This is a genomic window from Actinoplanes sp. CA-131856 (assembly GCF_050956135.1).
Classification (GTDB): Bacteria; Actinomycetota; Actinomycetes; order Mycobacteriales; family Micromonosporaceae; genus Actinoplanes.
The window spans coordinates 5,855,235-5,872,045 of the sequence record NZ_CP191849.1 but is presented as its reverse complement, the minus strand read 5'-3'; the positions used below and the strand labels follow the sequence as shown (position 1 = coordinate 5,872,045).

The window sequence follows — 16,811 nt, the reverse complement described above, 5'->3', positions numbered from 1 at the left end:
CACCGGGCGGCGGTGGGCGCGAATCTCTAAGGTGATCGGCATGCCTGCCAAGCTGAATGCCGACAGAGCCCGGTCCGCGCTGCGGACGAGCGCGCTGCTGTCGGCGCAGACGTTACTCGTGCTGGCGGCCTCGTACGTCGCCCTGTGGCTGCTCGGCAAGGCCTGGTCGGTGATCTGGCCGATCGTGGTGGCGCTGCTGCTGACCACCCTCACCTGGCCGGTCACCCGGCTGCTGCGCACCCGCCTGCACTTCCCGCCGGCGCTGGCCGCGGCCGTGGTGACCATCCTGTTCCTGGCCGTCGCGGCCGGCATCATCGTGCTCATCGCGGTGCCGGTGGCCAGTCAGTCCGGTGATCTCGCGGACGGGGTGGTCGACGGCATCCAGCGGCTGCGCGACTGGGCGTCCGGTCCACCGCTGAACATCGGCGACGACGACATCACCCAGGCCTTCGACGCGGCCATCGCCCAGATCCAGAGCCGGGCCGGCAGCATCGTCAACGTCACCCTGGGCACGGTCACCACCGTCGTCAACGGCGTGGTCACCACGGTGCTGGCGCTGTTCCTGATGTTCTTCTTCCTCAAGGACGGCCCGAAGTTCCTGCCGTGGCTGTCCCGTCAGCTGCCCGGCCGGCTGTCCGTGGACATCCCGGTGGTCGCCCAGCGCGGCTGGGACACGCTGGGTGCCTTCGTCCGCTCGCAGGCGTTCGTGGGTCTGCTCGACGCGGTCTTCATCGGCCTGGGCCTGTGGGCGGTCGGCGTGCCGCTGGTGCTGCCGCTGGCCGTGCTGACGTTCGTGTCGGCCTTCGTGCCGATCGTGGGCGCGGTCTTCGCGGGATTTGTGGCCGTGCTGATCGCGCTGGTGTCGAACGGGCTGACCGACGCGCTGATCGTGCTGGCCATCATCCTGGCCGTGCAGCAGCTGGAGGGCAACGTCTTCCAGCCGATCGTGCAGAGCCGGGGCCTGGGCCTGCACGCGGCGGTGATCCTGCTGGTGGTGACGCTCGGCAGCAGCCTGGCCGGCATCGTCGGCAGCCTGCTGGCCGTGCCGGTGGCGGCGGTGATCGCGGTCGTCTGGGCGTACATCCGCGAGCAGTTGAGCGACCATCCGCCCACGCCGTCCACGGAGCCCGAACCTGAGCCTGAATTGCCTGACGACCCCGTACAACCGGGGAAGCCGGAACCGAACCCGGCAGCCTGACCACCGAGGGGTGCGCCGCGGCAAGCGGCGCACCCCTCGTCATCAGGTGGCGGAGCAGGCGAGCGTGGGCACGCTGTTGGAGCCGGTCCAGGAGCCGAGGAAGCCGAACGTCGTGCTGCCGCCGGCGGCGATGGAGCCGTTGTAGCCGACGTTGCGCGCGGTCACGGCCGAGCCGCTGCTGGAGACGGTGGCATTCCAGGCCTGGGTGACGGACTGGCCGTTTGCGTACGTCCAGGTGACGGTCCAGCTCTTCACGGCGGCGCTGCCCGCGGTGACCTTGACCTCGCCCTGGAAGCCGTTCTGCCACTGGCCGGTGACCGCGTACGAGGCCGAGCAGCCGACCGAGGGCGGCGGCGTGGTCGGCGGCGGTGTCGTCACCGGGGGAGTGGTCGGCGGCGTCGTCGGGGTGGTGCCGCCGTAGATGGTGGCCTGCTTGGCGGTGGCCTTGAGGCCGTTCGGGCCGTTCACGATGCGCTGGCCCCAGGTGGTGAGCTGGTTCGCGTCGAAGTTGGTGGTCATGTCGAGGATCGGATCGGTGTTGCCCGACCACGACCAGCCCAGATAGCCCAGGTTGCGCTTGACGGCCTCGGACAGGATGGTCTCGTCGCTGACCTCGCCGCTGGCGAACTGCCAGCCGAACTCGCCGATGACGAGCGGCCAGCCCTTGCTCTCGAACAGGTCGAGGTAGCTGGTGATGGCCGACGGCTGGTTGAAGACGGCGTACATGTGGATCGAAAGCACTGTGTTCTTCTGCGTGTCGGCGTCGAGCACGGTCTGCGCGTTGTCGCGCATGACGTACTGCCAGTCCTGGCCCCAGTTGGGCGCGTCGACCATGAGCAGATGCTGGAAGCCGTTGCTGCGCATCTTCTGGACGGCGGCGACGGTGGCGGCGGTCCACTGGCCCGGGTTGGTGTTGCCGATCGGCTCGTTGCCGATGTTGATGACGACGTAGTCCTCCTGCCCCTGCAGGACGCTCTTCAGGCTGATCCAGTAGTTGACGGCCTGGTCGAGGGTGTAGGCGGCGCCGTCCTCCCCGTATCCGGTGGTGTCGTGGTCCTCGAGCACGCAGATCAGCTTGTTCGCCTTGCACAGCGCGATGACGTTGGCGACGTCGGAGGCCGTGTTGGCGGTCCAGCGGCCGCCGCTGAGCACCACCCGTACGGTGTTGGCCCCGGCGGCTTTGATGTCGGCGATCGAGTTGGTCCGGTTCGCATACCAGGCGTGGGGATGGTTGACGCCCCGCATCACGAACGTCTGCCCGTTGGCCTCGACGATGTTGCGGCCCACGATGTGCAGGCCGGCCGCGGCGTACGCCGGAGCGACGAAGAACAGCACGGACACGGCGGCTGCCACCAGCGCGGCGGCGAGTCTCTTCATGACATGACCTCGGAAGGGAAGAGCGCGCCCACTCAGTGCCGTCGGCACCGCGCCTGTGCGACCAACTTAACCGGTTCGCCCATCCATCGCAATCAATCGATGTAGCGCGCCGCCAGCTCCCGGTGCAGAGCGGCCGCCGCCGCCACTTTGTCCGGTGTGACCACACTGCCCGGCATGCCACCGAGCCGCTCGATCTGCTCGGCGAGATCGAGATGTTGCCGGTGAGCGAACTCCCGGCACACCCGGCAGTTGACATGCCCCGGCTCGGCGGAGGTGAAGGCGAGAGGAACTTCGAGCCCACACCCGGTGGTGACGGTGGCGGGAAGGTCGGCGGCGAGCCCGAAGGTGGCCGCCATCATGTCCCGGACGACCACATCACTGTGGTTCTTCCGATCGACATGGATGTCCATGCCTCCTCTGTAGCACGCCCGCGCGCACACGCAACACCACATCCCGGTCCGCGTTTTCTGGACAGACCGCGCCGCCCGCACTCTTTTCAGAGCTTCTCGAATGCGGCAATACTGTTTTCTTCAGGCCGGCGCCGGTCCAGAATGGTGTCTTATTCCGTGAATCCTGGAATGCGCCGCCTGCTCACATTCATCCTTCAATGACGCGACCGCAGCCGGGGCGGGCGCGGGACGCCATAGCACCCGACGCGATGAATTCCGCCGGCCCACCGGCCCGTCCCGAACCAAGGTCGCGGCCGGAACCCTCGTCTCGGCCGGCGCGGCGGCTTGGGCTGTGGCTTCGGGTCGCACTTCCGTTCCGGTTTCAACCGTCGGCTGGGGCTGGCTGCTGTCTTGACCTCAACTGTCGGCTGGGGCTGGGCTGTTGTCTTGACCTCAACTGTCGGCTGGGGCTGGGCTGTTGTCTTGACCTCGACCGTCGGCTGGGGCTGGGCTGCTGTCTTGACCTCAACCGTCGGCTGGGGCTGGGCTGCTGTCTCGACCTCAACTGTCGGCTGGGGCTGGGCTGACGCCTCGGCCTCGACCGGCTTGTCCGCGTGATCGGCCGGCGCGGCTTCCGTAGGCCCAGCGGCGATCGCCTGGTCGGTGGGCCTGCCCGGGGACGGCCGCCGCGTGCACGTCACCTCGTCGTCCCAGATGAGCGGCGGTATCCGCTCGTACGGATCATGTAGACCCAGCTCTCCGCACTTCCGTGAACAGCCGTGCAATCGACACAACTTCAGCGCATGCCGCCGTTTGAGGCCCCACCGCCGCCGAGCCGCTTGAACGTGCCGGAACTCCAGCATCTCCAGCGAACGGCTTGGCACCCCGGACCAATCCCGCATATCAGCGATTACCGACTCGGAAAAGAACTCCAGCTGCTTCATAAGCCATTATCCCGCACCCTGAAGATCGAGAGCAAAGGAAGGATCATGCGAATTTCAAAAGTGGCTGGAAAACCGGAAACCGTATTTGTTGCTTTGCTGCAAATAGGGCGTGTGCCGGGGCGGTGCGGGGGGAAGGCGGGTTGATCCGCGCGTCGGAGGGGGCCGAGGGGGCGGCTCATGGGAGGTGCCGTCCCGTTGTGGCGGGCGCGATCTTGGTTTGTGCTGGCCAGGCGGGCTGTCGATATCATTCAGCCGACCGTCCCGATCCTGGAGCGTCGATGACCTACCCTCCGCCCGTCGACCCGTTTGACTCGCCGCCTCATACCGAGCCGCTCTACGAACAACCCGACTTCGGGCGGCCGGGCAACCACCCACCCGCCTACGAGCCGCCTCGTTACAGTCAGCCTGCGTTTCAGCCCGCGCCTGTGCCGCCGCCCGCGCCTGTGCCACCGCCCGCCCCGTCGGATCGGTCGCGGACGGCGATGATCACTCTGCTGACGGCGGCCATCGCGGCGGTGGTGGTCATCGGTGGAGGGCTCACGTTCTACCTGGTCGGTGAGAAGTATTCCTGGGGGAAGGGTGCCGGGGGAGCGAGCTCCAGCCCGAGTGTCGCGCCCAAGGACGCCATCAGCATCAAGGAACCGGCCACTCTCAACGGGCAAGCCAAGATCGAGGCCGAAGAGTTGCAGTCGCTCACTACCGACCTGGAGAAGGAGCTCGAGGGCTATCCGGGCGCGGCCAACGCCTTCGGGGCCGTCTACGGGTCACTCGCCGACCGGAAGTTCTTCGCCGCCCTCGCGGCCGAGGTCGATGTCGATGATCCGCAGAGGATGCTCGACACCGCTTTCCAGTCGTTCAGTGGCGAGAACCAGCTCACCGGGGTCTCACCGGCCAGTACCGGGTCGCTCGGCGGAGTGGCGCAGTGCGGCAGCACCGTCGTCGGCGGGGAGGACGTGGCCATCTGCGGCTGGTCCGACGAAGGGAGCGTCGGGATGATCCTCTGGTTCTACGAGACCGCTGTGGACGTCAAAGGCGACTTTCCCGACATGCGCGCGGAGATCGAGACGAAGGGTTGAACCCGCCTCCCCGGCCGGGCGGGGGGATGCGCGGCCGAGAAGGCGGGAGTTCATGGTGGCGGGGAAGAGCGGCAGGAAAGGCCGGTTGGCGCGGGAAGATCGGCAGGGAGGCCGGTGCTCGGGCGGGTGGCGGGAATGGGCGGCCACGAGGCGGGAGTTCATCGGGTGGCGGGGACGGGCGGCCGGGAAGCTGGGCGTTCTAGCGGGTGGCGGGAGCCAGGGCCGGCGCCGGGCGGCCCAGGGTGAGGCCGATGGCCGCGGTGACCACGGCCAGCAGGGCGGCCAGGGTCCAGGCCCAGCGGAAGTCGGTGACCGACGCCGGCGTGACCTGGGAGCCGACGATTGTCACCAGCAGGGCCACGCCTATCGAGGCGGAGATCTGGCGCAAGGCGTTGACCAGGGCTGATCCCGTTGCCGCGCGTTCGGCGGGGAGGGACTGGACGCCGGCCGCGATCAGGGTGCCCAGGGCCAGGCCGACGCCCGTGCCGGTCAGCAGGAGGCTGGGCAGCAGGTCGCGTACGTAGTCGGGCTCGACCGAGATGAGCGCCACCCGCCACAGCATGCCGGCCGCGAACAACAGGGCGCCCAGGACCACCAGGCGGCCGTGGCCGAAGCGGTGCACGGCCCGGGCGGTCAGGATCGTCACGATCGGGACCAGGGCCGGGCCGGGTACCAGGGCCAGGCCGGTGCGCAGGGCGCTCCACTGCCACACCTCCTGACACCACAGCACGTTCGACAGCAGCATCACGGCGAAGGCCACGCCGAACGTCATGGTGCCCAGGCCGGACGAGCCGAAGCGGGGCAGGCGCAGCAGGTGCAGCTCCAGCAGCGGCGTGTGGTGGCGTACCGACCGGACTCCGAACCACGCCCCGGTGACCAGGGCGAGCGTGGCCAGGGCGAGCGTTCCCGGTGACAGCCAGCCCCAGTCCGGCGCCTCGACCAGGGCGCCGGTCAGCGACGCCACGGCCGCGGTGACCAGGACGGCGCCGAGCAGGTCGGGCAGGGGGCCGGTCTCGCGGGCGACCGGGCGGGGGAGCGCGATCAGGCCGGCGATCAGGGCGAGGGCGCCGATCGGCAGGTTCACCAGGAAGACCCAGCGCCAGTCGAGCTCGACCAGCAGACCGCCGGCGACCGGTCCGGACGCGGCGGCGAGTCCGCCGACGGCGGCCCAGGACCTTGTCGCGGCGGTCCGGCGATTTTCCGGTACGGCTGCGAGCAGCAACCCGAGCGACGTGGGCAACTGGGCGGCGGCGCCCACGGCCTGGAGGACCCGGGCCGCGACCAGCCATCCGAGGGTCGGTGCGGCGGCGCAGGCGATCGAGGCCAGCGTGAAGATCACGACGCCGGCCAGGAAGACCGGCCGCTGCCCGATCCGGTCGCCGAGACGTCCGGCGACGACCAGAAGGGCGGCGAGCGTGATGGCGTACGCGTTGAGCACCCAGCTCAGGTCGCCCAGAGAGGCATGGAAGTCGGCGCCCATGGCGGGCAGGGCCACGTTGACGATCCACAGGTCCAGGTTCGTCATGAAGACCGCGAGCGACACCACAAGTACGGCGAGACGCCGGTTTGATTTTCCAACCACGGCGAGCACGGTAGCCGGTTTGGTTGGAAAATCAAACCGTGCCATGCTCGGCGTGTGACCGACATCCGCCGCGACCCCGCCACCCTGCCCGGCCGTCCCTGCTCCGTGGCCGCCGCCCTGGAGCTGGTCGGCGACCGCTGGGCGCTGCTGGCGGTCCGGGAGATCTCGTTCGGCAACAGCCGCTTCAATCAGATCGCCCGCAACACCGGCGCGCCCCGCGACCGCCTGGCCGCCCGGCTCAAGGACCTCACCGAGGCCGGCGTCGTCGAGAAGGGCGACGGCTACCGCCTGACCGAGGCCGGCCGCGACCTGTTCCCGGTGATCTGGTCGCTGCTGGCCTGGGGCGACCGCTGGGCGGTGACCGAGCCCCCGGTCCGCATCGAGCACCGGCACGACCACGAGTTCCGCCCGGCCACGGTCTGCGCGACCTGCGGCGAGCGCCCCGCCCCGGGTGACCTCACGCGCAGCATGCTGTCACCCGGGTGGACGATGAGCGGTCCCGAGGTTCAGTAAGCGACGGTGAAGCGGGAGCGGCGGTGCGCGCCGGACTCGATCTCGTCGGCGAAGGCAATGGCGTAGTCGGCGCCGGAGACGTACGAGTTGCCCTGGTCGTCGGTCAGGAGGATGTCGCCGCCGACGCGGAACTTCCCGGTCTTCTCGCCGGGGGCGAAGCCGCCGAAGCCGGCCGCCGGGCTGACGTAGAACCAGTCGAGGGCCTCGTCGGTGGCGCGGAGGGCGTCCAAGGCGTCGCGGGCGGCCAGCGCCTCACCCTTGTACGCGTCCGGGAACTCGGGCGTGTCGACCAGGGCTGGGCCACCCTCGGCGACCAGCAGCGAACCGGCGCCGCCGACGAAGCCGAGGCGGGCGCCCTGGGCCACCGCGGCTGCGGTCAGGCTGGGCAGGGCCTCGATGAGCTGCGGCTCGTCGGCCTGGGGGCCGAACCGCAGCGCCACCACGATGTGGTCGGCGCCCTCGGTGACGCTCCGGACGAAGTCGGCGTCGTGGATCGAGCCGGCGTCGGCCTCGATGCCGGCGGGCAGCGTGGAGATCTTCCGGGCGACGCCCTTCACCTGGTGGCCGCGCGCCGCCAGCTCGGCGCCGATGTGCCCGCCGGCGTACCCGGTGATCCCGAAGACTACGACCTTCGCCATGGTTTGCTCCTGTATCCCTCAGATAGCTACTACCTGAAATATAGCGGGTCGGAGCTGGGGCTATCGGCCGGGCCGGCGTCCCCAGCCGCCCTCGGGAGCCACGCCGGACGTGACCGTTGCGATCTGCTGGGCCGATCCGAGGCGGCCCGAGGCGGACAGGCCGCCGATGTCGTCGCCGCTCGCCGTGCCGCCGGAGTAGAGGCGGTAGTCGGTGTCCTTCTTGAGGGCGCTCGACGAGAAGACGATGTTCTCGGCCGGCTTGTGGGTCACGAACGTCGCCAGGACCTTGCCCCTGGCGTCGGTCACCTGGACCGTCGTCCCGGCCGGCACCGCGGTGTCCGGGGTGACGGCCAGCCAGGCCTGAGACGAGTCCCCGGCCGGGGCGACGGGCATGCTCGCGCTGCCGGCGGCGAAGACCGTTCCGCCCGAGACGGTGAAGGTGCCGTTGACGTCGAGGGCGCCGTTGCCGCGCCCGGACGGCCCGCTCACCACGACGGTGCCGCCGCTGATCGCGGCCGTGCCGTTGGAGTCGAAGCCGTCACCCTCGGAGTCGATCACGAGCGTGCCGCCGGAGACGGTGGCGGTGTAGTCGCCGACCTGCTCGCCGCCGCCACCACCGGGGCCACCGCCGTCGCCGCCGGCCGCGTTGAGGCCGTCGTCGCTGGCCACGATCGACGCGTCGCCGCCGGTCACGTCGATGTGGGCCGCCTCGAAGCCCTCGACCGACGAGGTCACCTTCACCGTGCCGGCCGAGACGCGCAGGGTGTCCTCGGCGTGCACGCCGTCGTCGCCGCTGGCCGCGCTCACCGTGGCGCCGGCCAGGTGGATCGCGCCGTCGCTGTGCACCGCGTCGTCGCCGGCGTCGACGGTGGCCGTGCCGGCCTCGAGGACGGTGATGACGCCCGACTTCAGGCCCTTGGTGGACGGGTCGTCGGCGGGCGCCGTCCCGTGCCCGCCGCCGGCGGTCACCGTGACGGCTCCGCCGGTCTGCACGAGGTCGGTGGCCGCGTCGAAGCCGTCACCGCCGGCCGTCACGGTCACCTCTCCGCCCGCGACCGCGATGAAGCCGGCGTCGGCGTCCTCCTCGTTGTCGGCCTTGAGCCCGTCGCCGCCGGCCGTCACCTGGATCGTTCCCGCCCGGACGACCAGGTAGTCCTTGCCGCGCAGGCCGTCGTCCTTCGCCTTGACGGCCAGCTTTCCCGAGACGATCAGCAGGCCGTCCTTCGAGGCGATGCCGTCGTTCCCGTTGCCGGTCACGGTCAGTGCGCCGTCGCCGCTCACGGTCAGATCACCGGCGCTGAACAGGGCGGCGTTGACATCGGCGTTCCCGGCGTACGACGACACGTCGGCCAGGGCATTCGAACTTCCCCCGGCGAGTACGACATCGAGCTGCCCCGCCTCGACCGCGGCGATCGCCGCCGTCGTGGAGCTGGTGATCGCGGCGTTGTCGAGGATCAGGGTGACGGTGGCCTTCGGGGCGTTGACAACGATCTGTCCGTTCAGGGTGCCGGTCAGGCGGTAGACCCCGGCGGCGCCGATCGTCACCGTGCTCCCGTCGATCTTGACGCCCGACGATGACGAGGACGCGGACGCCCCGGAAAGCGTGATAGTGGCCGCGCCCGCGGCATCGGCGACCGCGCCCGTGGGATTGGCTCCTGTGCCCGCCGCACCGGCCGCCGCGGCAGTGTGCACGGTTTTGTTAGCGGCGAGAACGGCGGCCGCTGAGGAGGAAGCCGCGGCGGAACCCGCCGATGAGGCGCCGGCGGACGAGCCCGGGGAGGAAGAGGCCGCGCCGGGTGCGGGCGGGGTGGAAGCTGGAGAGTCGTCGGAGCAGGCGGCGAGGACGGCGGTCAACGCGGCGGCGCCGGCGACGGCGGCGAGCTTTCTCATCAACGGCTCCCCAGGGGCTCGAAGTGGCGGCGCACGAGCGGTCGCCAGCGGTGGGCGGGCAGGTCGGGGCGGAGGACGGCGAGGCCCGTCGCGTACTTCGACATCGGGGACGGGCGGTGCGCCAGCGACCAGAGCAGCCGGTCGACCGGCGAGGTGACCCGCGGCGACTTCGTCTCGACGACGACCCGGCCCGGCAGCGCGGCGGCGGCCGGGTGGCCGGGCAGGCCCCAGGCCAGGTCGTGGTCGATGGTGACCCGGCTGCCGCTGGACGGGACGAACAGGGTGGTCCGCTCGTAATGGGTGGTCAGGGCCGGCGCGAAGTCGGGGTCGACGGCGATACGGGCCTTGGTGAGCACGGCGCACGCGAGGTCGCGGGCGGCCGTGTCGAGGCGATCGTGCTCACCGGCGTACGGGAAACGGTCTTTGATCGTGATCCCGCGGGAACCGCGGGTCTTGACCTCGAGGAAGTCGGTGCCGGTGCCCAGATAGGTGCGCACGCGGAGTTTGAAGCGGCGCCGGCGGCGGCGTGCGGCCCCGAGGTAGCTGTCGAGGCCCGGTGTGTCGAAGTACGTCGACCGGTACGGGAAGCGGCGGCGGCCGTCGATCTCCAGGATCCGGGTGTCGTCCGGGAGGGCGCCGATCAGGGCGGGCAGGGTCTGAGCGGGCAGTACGTACTTGTGGTCGAACCGCTTGAGCAGCGCGCCCTGCTCGATGAGCTCGTCGAGCGAGATCGTTCTCATGGCGCCGCGGCCACGTAGCGGACCTCGACCAGCGTGGTGTCGTTGACAAGATCGAGGTGACGTACGGAGAGATTGACCACCCGGGCGCCGAGGAGCGCCTCCAGATGGGCGCGCAGGGCGCTCTCGTCGGTGTGGGCGGTGTCGAGCTGCACGGTCTGCTGGCGATACCGGGAGAACAGCCGCGGGTGGTCACCGACGAAGAGCGTGGCCACGATCAAGGCCATCAGACCGCCGACCAGCCAGTCGACACGCCCGGTGAGGCCGGGCAGCAGACCCAGGGCCAGGGCGGCGAAGTAGTACGCGATCTCGTGCTGGGCGATCTCGTACGAGCGCAACCGGATGATCGACAGCACGCCGAACAGGCCCAGACCGAGCCCGACGCCCACGGTGGCCGACTCCAGGATCGTGGCCACGGCCAGCACGCCGACGTTCACGACCAGATAGGCCACCAGCAGATCCCGGCGGTGATGGCGCGGGAAGTAGATCCCGAACGCCAGCACGGCGATGGCCACCAGGTCGATCAGGACGGCGAGCAGAAGATTCACGACGACCAGTAAGCCGGGCGTTCCTGTGCGCCAGCTGTAAGTTGCTGTCCACCTTGCGGTCATTCGCCGGAGTGCACGAATTTACTTAGAAACGCGTCCTAGAAGGCGAGGGTTACCGTCCATACGGACGTGCCTCGCCGAGAGAGACTGGGCCGGGAGGTTTGACCCGATGGGAACGAACGACAAGGAACGCGAGTTCGCCGAGATCGTCGAGCGGCTGACGACCGACTATCCCTCGCTGGCCGGGCGACGGCGCCTGCCCCGGCGCGTGCTGGTGACCCTGGCGGTCGTGGGCGGCGTCGTGTGGGGCCTGCTCTCGGTCGCGATGGTCGCCTGGGGCGTGTTCGGCGTGGCGCTGACGTGCACGCTGGTCGCCCTGACCGGCGGCGCGATCGCCGTGGACGCCTGCCGATGGCGACGACGCTAGAGTTTAGCGCCATGTGACACGGGAAGGCTGTCGTCATGGAACGAGGCAGCAACAAGCACAGTCCCCGCGTCGACGACGCCCTGGAGCGCGGCGAGCGCGGCCACGACCAGGGCCGGGCCGACGAGTGGAAGATGGCCGAGCCGCCGGGCGAGGACCAGCCCGAGGTCTCGCCGGTGAACGACGGCGATCCCGCGGGCGACCTGAGCCGGTTCGGGCGTTTCATCGGCCTGTCCGCGCTGCCCGGCGACCGCGAGGCGCTGCGGCGGAGCGCCGAGACGCTCGGCGCTCCGGACGACGTCCTGGCCGACCTCGACAGCCTGCCGGACGGCGTCACCTACGACAACGTGAGCCAGATCTGGGCGGCGCTCGGCCGCGGCTGACGCCCGTTGCAGGCAACAGCATTCCATCGGCCGTACGGGCTGGGCCCGCTCACTTCGAAGTCGATCGCGCACAAGTGCGTGCCGGCCGCGGGCTCCGGTGTGGGCGGCGGCTCGACCGGCTCGACCGCGACAACCGTCGCCACCAGCAACGCGGCGGCTACAGAGCTGAACATGGGACCTCCAGGCTTCGATGCGTCATGAGTCGAAGCCTGGTCGGCGCCGAGCCCCCAAACATCGGGAGCGACACCTCAGAAACGGCCCGGTTCCCCCTCAGATTTCAGCCGCGCGGTGGCGTCAGCGCCACGATGCTCCCAGCGCCGGTGGGTTCGTTCGAGCACGACGTGGTCCTCGTGGATCCGGCCGACCATGGCGAAATCCGACCGGTCGACCTCGCAGCAGTAGGGCAGGTCGCCGGTCAGGTCGACCCGTTCGTGGGCGGGCTTTCCCTCGTACGCCCGGGCGTGCTCGGCCGCGCCCTGCCTGATGCCCGCCACCAGCTCCGCCCGGCTCGGATCTCCGCCGTCGAGAAGCTCGCTCACGTATCTCGCGCAGGCCCAGTCCTCGGCGGTCCGCCCGGTGCAGACGATCGTCCACGGCGTGTCCGCGTGGTTCTCGGCGATCCACCGTGCGGTCGCCGCCGCGTTCAGCGCCGACACCGCCAGCACCGCCGCCGCGGCCGGATGGCGGACGAGGCCCCGCGTCCCGTTCGAGGTCGCCTGGATCAGGGCGCGGCCGCCCAACTCCGCCGTGGACATTTCGAGCGGCGAGTTCCCGTAGTCGAAGTCGGGCGGTTTGAGTCCCGCGACCTCCCCGGCCAGGAGCCGTTCCGGCCGCGCCCGGCGGAAGCTCCGGCCCGCTTCGGCCGAGGCCACGCAGGCGATCTCCGTCGCCCCGCGCTCGAACGCCAGCGCCGCCGTCGTGAAGGCCCGGATGACATCGACGACCACGACGACGCGGCCGGGCGCCACCTCGGCGTCCCTTCCCACAATCGGCACGGGAAGCGATTCTAGGGCTCCTGGCGGAGGCGGCGGTTCCTCTTGTTCTCGAGCATCATCGAGATCAGCAGCGCGACGACCGCCACACCCAGGAGCAGTCCGCTCGTCAGCCTCGATCCGGCCAGGAAGAAGCTCGTGGCCAGGACCGCGCAGGCGACGGCCATGCCGAAGCGGGAGAACGCCTGCAAGTGGGGCTCGGGGACGGTCACGCGGGTCAGCGTCCGTACGCCGGAGGCCGCCAGCAGCAGGGCGACCAGGGCGAAACCGGTGCCGGAGAGAGCGTCGCCGGTGTCCATGCGATCACCATAGGGGCCTAATCCGGTTGAGCCGGGCGGTTCGGCTTCAGTAGCTTCCCGAGGGTGATCGATGCCGCGCTGGCCGCCGGGCTCCTGGAGGCGCAGTTCCCGCAGTGGGCGGGGCTGCCTCTGCGCGCTGTGGAGCAGGGCGGGTCCGATCACGTCATCTTCCGGCTGGGGGACGAGCTCGCCGTGCGGCTGCCCCGGCACGAGGGTGCCATCGGGCAGGCGGTGAAGGAGAGCGTCTGGCTGCCGCGGATGGCGCCCGCCCTGCCGCTGGCGGTGCCTGAGCCGGTCGCGGTCGGGCGGCCCGGGCTCGGCTATCCGTGGCACTGGTCGGTGGCGCGCTGGCTGGACGGCGAGGTGGCCACTGTCGACCTGGCGGATTCGCCGGAGGCGGCCGGGGCGCTCGCCGCGTTTCTCCGCAGCCTTCAACGGTTTCCGCTCGACGGGGCCCCGCCCGGCGATGGGCCGCCGCTGCCGGAGCGGGACCGGGAGACGCGGCGGGCGATCGCGAACGTGGCCGGGGTCTTCGACGCCGCGGCCCTGACCAGCGTGTGGCAGACGGCCCTCGACGCGCCCGCGTGGGATCGGCCGCCGGTCTGGTTCCACGGCGACTTCCACATCGGCAACGTGCTGACCGTGGCCGGACGGGTCAGCGCGATCATCGACTTCGGCGGTCTCGGTGCGGGCGATCCGGCCCGGGACATGATGATGGCGTACACGCTGTTGTCCGGCTCGTCGCGGCCGGTCTTCCGGGACGCGCTCGGCGTGGACGACGCGACCTGGGCGCGGGGGCGCGGCTGGGCGCTGACGACCGGGTTGAACGCCTATTGCTCGTACGCCGCGACCGACGCCCGGGTGGCCACACAGACCACCCGGCAGATCACCGAGACCGTGACGGACCTTCGGTTGTCTTTCGGTGCGTGTTGATGTCATCGGGGCATGACGGAGGACGTAACTGACGCGCGGCTGCTGGAGCAGACGCTCTTCGAGGTCAAGAAGGTCATCGTCGGGCAGGACCGGCTGGTCGAGCGGCTGCTGACGGCGCTGCTGGCCGGCGGGCACTGCCTGCTGGAGGGTGTGCCCGGGGTGGCCAAGACGCTGGCCGCCGAGACCCTCGCCGTGGCGGTGGGCGGGGAGTTCCGGCGCATCCAGTTCACGCCCGACCTGGTGCCGTCGGACATTCTCGGCACCCGGATCTACCGAGCGTCGCAGGAGGCGTTCGACGTCGAGCTCGGTCCGGTGATGGCGAACATCGTGCTGGCCGACGAGATCAACCGGGCGCCCGCGAAGGTGCAGTCGGCGCTGTTGGAGGTGATGGCCGAGGGGCACGTCTCGATCGGCGGCCGCACTCACCCCGTACCCCGGCCGTTCCTGGTCCTGGCCACCCAGAACCCGATCGAGAGCGAGGGGGTCTATCAGCTGCCGGAGGCGCAGCGCGACCGGTTCCTGATGCGGGTCGTGGTGGGCTATCCGACCGAGCAGGAGGAGCTCGGCATCCTCTACCGGATGAGCGGCGAGCGGCCCAGCGCCGAGCCGGTGCTCGACACCACGGCGCTGACCGCGTTGCAGGGCAAGGCCCGCGAGGTCTTCGTGCATCACGCGCTTTCCGAGTACGTCGTCAGACTGGTCATGGCCACGCGCGATCCGGCCCGGTTCGGGCTGCCCGGCGTGGCCGAGCAGCTGGCCTACGGGGCCAGCCCGCGCGCCACCCTCGGCCTGGTCGCCGCCGGGCGGGCGCTGGCGCTGCTGCGCGGCCGCGACTACGTGCTGCCGGCCGACCTTCAGGAGATCGCTGAGGACGTGCTGGCGCACCGGCTCGTCCTGAGCTTCGACGCGGTCGCGGACGGCGTCGAGCCCGAAGAGCTGGTCCGCAAGATCGTGGCGGCGGTGCCGTTGCCGTTGATCGCACCCGCCCAGCAGCAGGACGCCGCATGATGTCCGGGGAGGAGAAGCGGCTGCGCCGGCTCGAGCTGGTGGTCACGCGCCGGCTCGACGGGCTGCTCCACGGGTCGTACCTCGGCCTGTTGCCCGGTCTCGGCAGCGAGCCGGCCGGAAGCCGCGAGTACCGCCCGGCCGAGGACGAGGTCCGCCGGATGGACTGGGCGGTCACCGCGCGTACGACGGTGCCGCATGTGCGGACCGTCGACGCCGACCGGGAACTGGCCACCTGGGTGCTGGTCGACGCCAGCGCCAGCATGGACTTCGGCACGGCCGAGCTGGAGAAGCGGGAACTGGCCGTGGCGGCGGTCGCGGCCGTCGGCTTCCTCACGCTCGGCAACGGCAACCGGCTCGGCGCCTCGGTGCTGACGCCGGACGGGACGACCCGCTTTCCCGCTCGCACCGGCCGGGCCCCGCTGATGAGCCTGCTGCGGAAGCTGGCCGAGTCGCCGCGAACGACCGGCGCGGCATCTCTGGCGGCCGGCCTGCGGGAGATGACCGCCAGGAAGGCCGGGCTCGTCGTCATCGTCTCGGATTTCCTGGACGGGCTCGACGAGGACGGCCTCGGGCCGAAGCCGCCCGAGTGGGAACAGCCGTTGCGCCGCCTGGCCGCCCGCCATCAGGTCCTGGCCGTCCAGGTCGGCGATCCGCGCGAGAGCGAACTGCCCGACGTCGGCATCCTCACCCTCGTCGATCCGGAGACCGGCCGGCGGCGTGAGGTGCCGACGGCGAGCCGTCGATTGCGTCAGCGGTACGCCGCCGCGGCCACCCAGCAGCAGACGGCCATCGCGGCCGCGATCAGAAGGGCCGGCGCCGCGCACCTGCCCCTGCGCACCGACCGCGACTGGATCGCCGACATCGTCCGGCACGTGCACGCGCGCAGGCGCCTGAGCCGTGCCGCCACCAGGAAGCGAGGAACAGCATGACCTGGCTCTCCCCGGAAAGGCTCTGGTTGCTGGCCGCCGTGGCGGTGCTGGCCGGGGCGTACGTCTGGGCCCAGCGCCGCCGCAGCCGCTACGCCGTCCGCTTCACCAACCTGCGCCTGCTCGACCGGGTCGCGCCGAAGCGTCCCGGCTGGCGCCGTCACGTCCCGGCCAGCCTCTTTTTGGGCATGCTGGCCCTGCTGGTGGCCGGCTTCGCCCAGCCGCAGGCCGAGGTCGAGGTGCCGCGCGAGCGGGCGACCGTGCTCGTCGCGGTCGACGTCTCCCGGTCGATGCTGGCCGACGACGTGGCTCCCGACCGGCTCTCCGCGGCCAAGGCGGCCGCGCACGAGTTCGTCGGCGACCTGCCCGAGCCGTTCAACGTGGGCCTGGTCGGCTTCGCCGGCACGGCCTCGGTCTTCGTGCCCCCGGTGACCGACCGCGACGAGCTGGCCCGCGGGATCGACCGGCTCTCCGACGGCTCGGCCGGCCGGGCCGGCACGGCGATCGGCGACGCCATCGCGGCCGCGCTCGACCAGATCCGCACCCTCGACGCCCAGGCCGGCGAGGACGTGCCGCCGGCCCGCGTGGTGGTGCTGTCGGACGGCGCCAACACCTCGGGGCAGGAGCCCACCGAGGCGGCCCGGGCCGCCACCGAGCTCGGCGTCCCGGTCGACACCATCTCGTTCGGCACGGCCGAGGGCCGCATCGAGGGCGGTCAGCCGGTGCCGGTCGACGGCGAGACGCTGCGCTCGATCGCCGAGGCCACCAGCGGCCAGTATTTCGAAGCCTCCAGTTCGGAGGAGCTGCGGGACGCGTACGCCGACATCGGCAGTTCGGTCGGCCACGAGACCGAGGTCCGTGACATCTCGGCGAGATTCATCGGCGTCGGTCTGGTCCTCGCGGTCGCGGCCGCATTGTTCTCCCTGCTGTGGTTCAGCAAACTCCCATGAATCC

Annotated in this window: 18 protein-coding genes; 9 read left to right on the top strand and 9 right to left on the bottom strand. The window is 70.9% G+C overall.

The window, feature by feature from the left end; genetic code table 11:
- The first annotated feature begins 40 nt into the window (after positions 1-40).
- Entirely contained in the window at positions 41-1,198 is a 1,158-nt protein-coding gene (locus tag ACQP2X_RS27245) for an AI-2E family transporter (RefSeq protein ID WP_498686616.1), read from the top strand.
- Positions 1,199-1,240: 42 nt separating this feature from the next.
- Here the strand turns inward: ACQP2X_RS27245 and ACQP2X_RS27240 are convergent, their stop codons facing one another.
- Positions 1,241-2,575, bottom strand: a complete 1,335-nt coding sequence (locus ACQP2X_RS27240) for a cellulase family glycosylhydrolase (RefSeq protein WP_498686615.1) — start codon at positions 2,573-2,575, stop codon at positions 1,241-1,243.
- A 92-nt stretch (positions 2,576-2,667) separates the two neighbouring features.
- Entirely contained in the window at positions 2,668-2,985 is a 318-nt protein-coding gene (locus ACQP2X_RS27235) for a hypothetical protein (protein ID WP_498686613.1), read from the bottom strand.
- Positions 2,986-4,390: 1,405 nt separating this feature from the next.
- Here ACQP2X_RS27235 and ACQP2X_RS27230 point away from each other — a divergent pair.
- Positions 4,391-4,984, top strand: coding sequence for a hypothetical protein (locus tag ACQP2X_RS27230; RefSeq protein WP_498686612.1), 594 nt, complete (start codon positions 4,391-4,393; stop codon positions 4,982-4,984).
- Between the two features lie 199 nt (positions 4,985-5,183).
- On the opposite strand, the gene ACQP2X_RS27225 is transcribed toward ACQP2X_RS27230, so the two are convergent.
- Positions 5,184-6,566 (bottom strand): MFS transporter, encoded by a 1,383-nt coding sequence (locus ACQP2X_RS27225; RefSeq protein WP_498686610.1) that lies wholly within the window; start codon positions 6,564-6,566, stop codon positions 5,184-5,186.
- 54 nt (positions 6,567-6,620) lie between these two features.
- On the opposite strand from ACQP2X_RS27225, the gene ACQP2X_RS27220 reads away from it, so the two are divergent.
- Positions 6,621-7,079, top strand: a complete 459-nt coding sequence (locus ACQP2X_RS27220) for a winged helix-turn-helix transcriptional regulator (RefSeq protein WP_498686608.1) — start codon at positions 6,621-6,623, stop codon at positions 7,077-7,079.
- On the opposite strand, the gene ACQP2X_RS27215 is transcribed toward ACQP2X_RS27220, so the two are convergent.
- From ACQP2X_RS27215 to ACQP2X_RS27200, 4 genes are read right to left on the bottom strand one after another with little or no spacing between them, the layout of a single operon-like run.
- Positions 7,073-7,717 (bottom strand): NAD(P)-dependent oxidoreductase, encoded by a 645-nt coding sequence (locus ACQP2X_RS27215; RefSeq protein WP_498686607.1) that lies wholly within the window; start codon positions 7,715-7,717, stop codon positions 7,073-7,075. The two genes, ACQP2X_RS27220 and ACQP2X_RS27215, sit on opposite strands and share 7 nt — an antisense overlap.
- 60 nt (positions 7,718-7,777) lie before the next feature.
- A complete protein-coding gene (locus ACQP2X_RS27210; RefSeq protein WP_498686605.1) occupies positions 7,778-9,607 on the bottom strand; it encodes a carbohydrate-binding domain-containing protein in 1,830 nt (609 codons plus the stop codon).
- Positions 9,607-10,347, bottom strand: coding sequence for a polyphosphate polymerase domain-containing protein (locus ACQP2X_RS27205; protein WP_498686602.1), 741 nt, complete (start codon positions 10,345-10,347; stop codon positions 9,607-9,609). Before ACQP2X_RS27205 ends, ACQP2X_RS27210 begins: the two co-directional genes overlap by 1 nt.
- Complete coding sequence (locus ACQP2X_RS27200; protein ID WP_498686601.1) at positions 10,344-10,892, bottom strand: DUF4956 domain-containing protein; 549 nt, start codon at positions 10,890-10,892, stop codon at positions 10,344-10,346. Before ACQP2X_RS27200 ends, ACQP2X_RS27205 begins: the two co-directional genes overlap by 4 nt.
- A gap of 169 nt (positions 10,893-11,061) precedes the next feature.
- Between ACQP2X_RS27200 and ACQP2X_RS27195 the strand changes: the two genes are divergently transcribed.
- Both ACQP2X_RS27195 and ACQP2X_RS27190 read left to right on the top strand, forming a co-directional pair.
- Positions 11,062-11,319 (top strand): hypothetical protein, encoded by a 258-nt coding sequence (locus ACQP2X_RS27195; RefSeq protein WP_498686600.1) that lies wholly within the window; start codon positions 11,062-11,064, stop codon positions 11,317-11,319.
- A 35-nt stretch (positions 11,320-11,354) separates the two neighbouring features.
- The gene (locus ACQP2X_RS27190; protein WP_498686598.1) at positions 11,355-11,699 is read left to right on the top strand and encodes a DUF2795 domain-containing protein; all 345 of its coding nucleotides are present in this window, start codon (positions 11,355-11,357) and stop codon (positions 11,697-11,699) included.
- Between the two features lie 248 nt (positions 11,700-11,947).
- On the opposite strand, the gene ACQP2X_RS27185 is transcribed toward ACQP2X_RS27190, so the two are convergent.
- Complete coding sequence (locus ACQP2X_RS27185; RefSeq protein WP_498686597.1) at positions 11,948-12,694, bottom strand: 2-phosphosulfolactate phosphatase; 747 nt, start codon at positions 12,692-12,694, stop codon at positions 11,948-11,950.
- Positions 12,695-12,705: 11 nt separating this feature from the next.
- Positions 12,706-12,990 (bottom strand): hypothetical protein, encoded by a 285-nt coding sequence (locus ACQP2X_RS27180; protein WP_498686596.1) that lies wholly within the window; start codon positions 12,988-12,990, stop codon positions 12,706-12,708.
- Between the two features lie 63 nt (positions 12,991-13,053).
- Here ACQP2X_RS27180 and ACQP2X_RS27175 point away from each other — a divergent pair, with 63 nt between their 5' ends.
- The 4 genes from ACQP2X_RS27175 to ACQP2X_RS27160 are packed head-to-tail and all read left to right on the top strand — an operon-like array spanning position 13,054 to position 16,807.
- A complete protein-coding gene (locus tag ACQP2X_RS27175; protein ID WP_498686594.1) occupies positions 13,054-13,923 on the top strand; it encodes an aminoglycoside phosphotransferase family protein in 870 nt (289 codons plus the stop codon).
- 12 nt (positions 13,924-13,935) lie between these two features.
- Positions 13,936-14,931, top strand: coding sequence for an AAA family ATPase (locus tag ACQP2X_RS27170; protein WP_498686593.1), 996 nt, complete (start codon positions 13,936-13,938; stop codon positions 14,929-14,931).
- Complete coding sequence (locus ACQP2X_RS27165) at positions 14,928-15,860, top strand: DUF58 domain-containing protein (RefSeq protein ID WP_498686592.1); 933 nt, start codon at positions 14,928-14,930, stop codon at positions 15,858-15,860. Before ACQP2X_RS27170 ends, ACQP2X_RS27165 begins: the two co-directional genes overlap by 4 nt.
- Positions 15,857-16,807 (top strand): VWA domain-containing protein, encoded by a 951-nt coding sequence (locus ACQP2X_RS27160; RefSeq protein WP_498686590.1) that lies wholly within the window; start codon positions 15,857-15,859, stop codon positions 16,805-16,807. Before ACQP2X_RS27165 ends, ACQP2X_RS27160 begins: the two co-directional genes overlap by 4 nt.
- Positions 16,808-16,811: the final 4 nt, after the last annotated feature.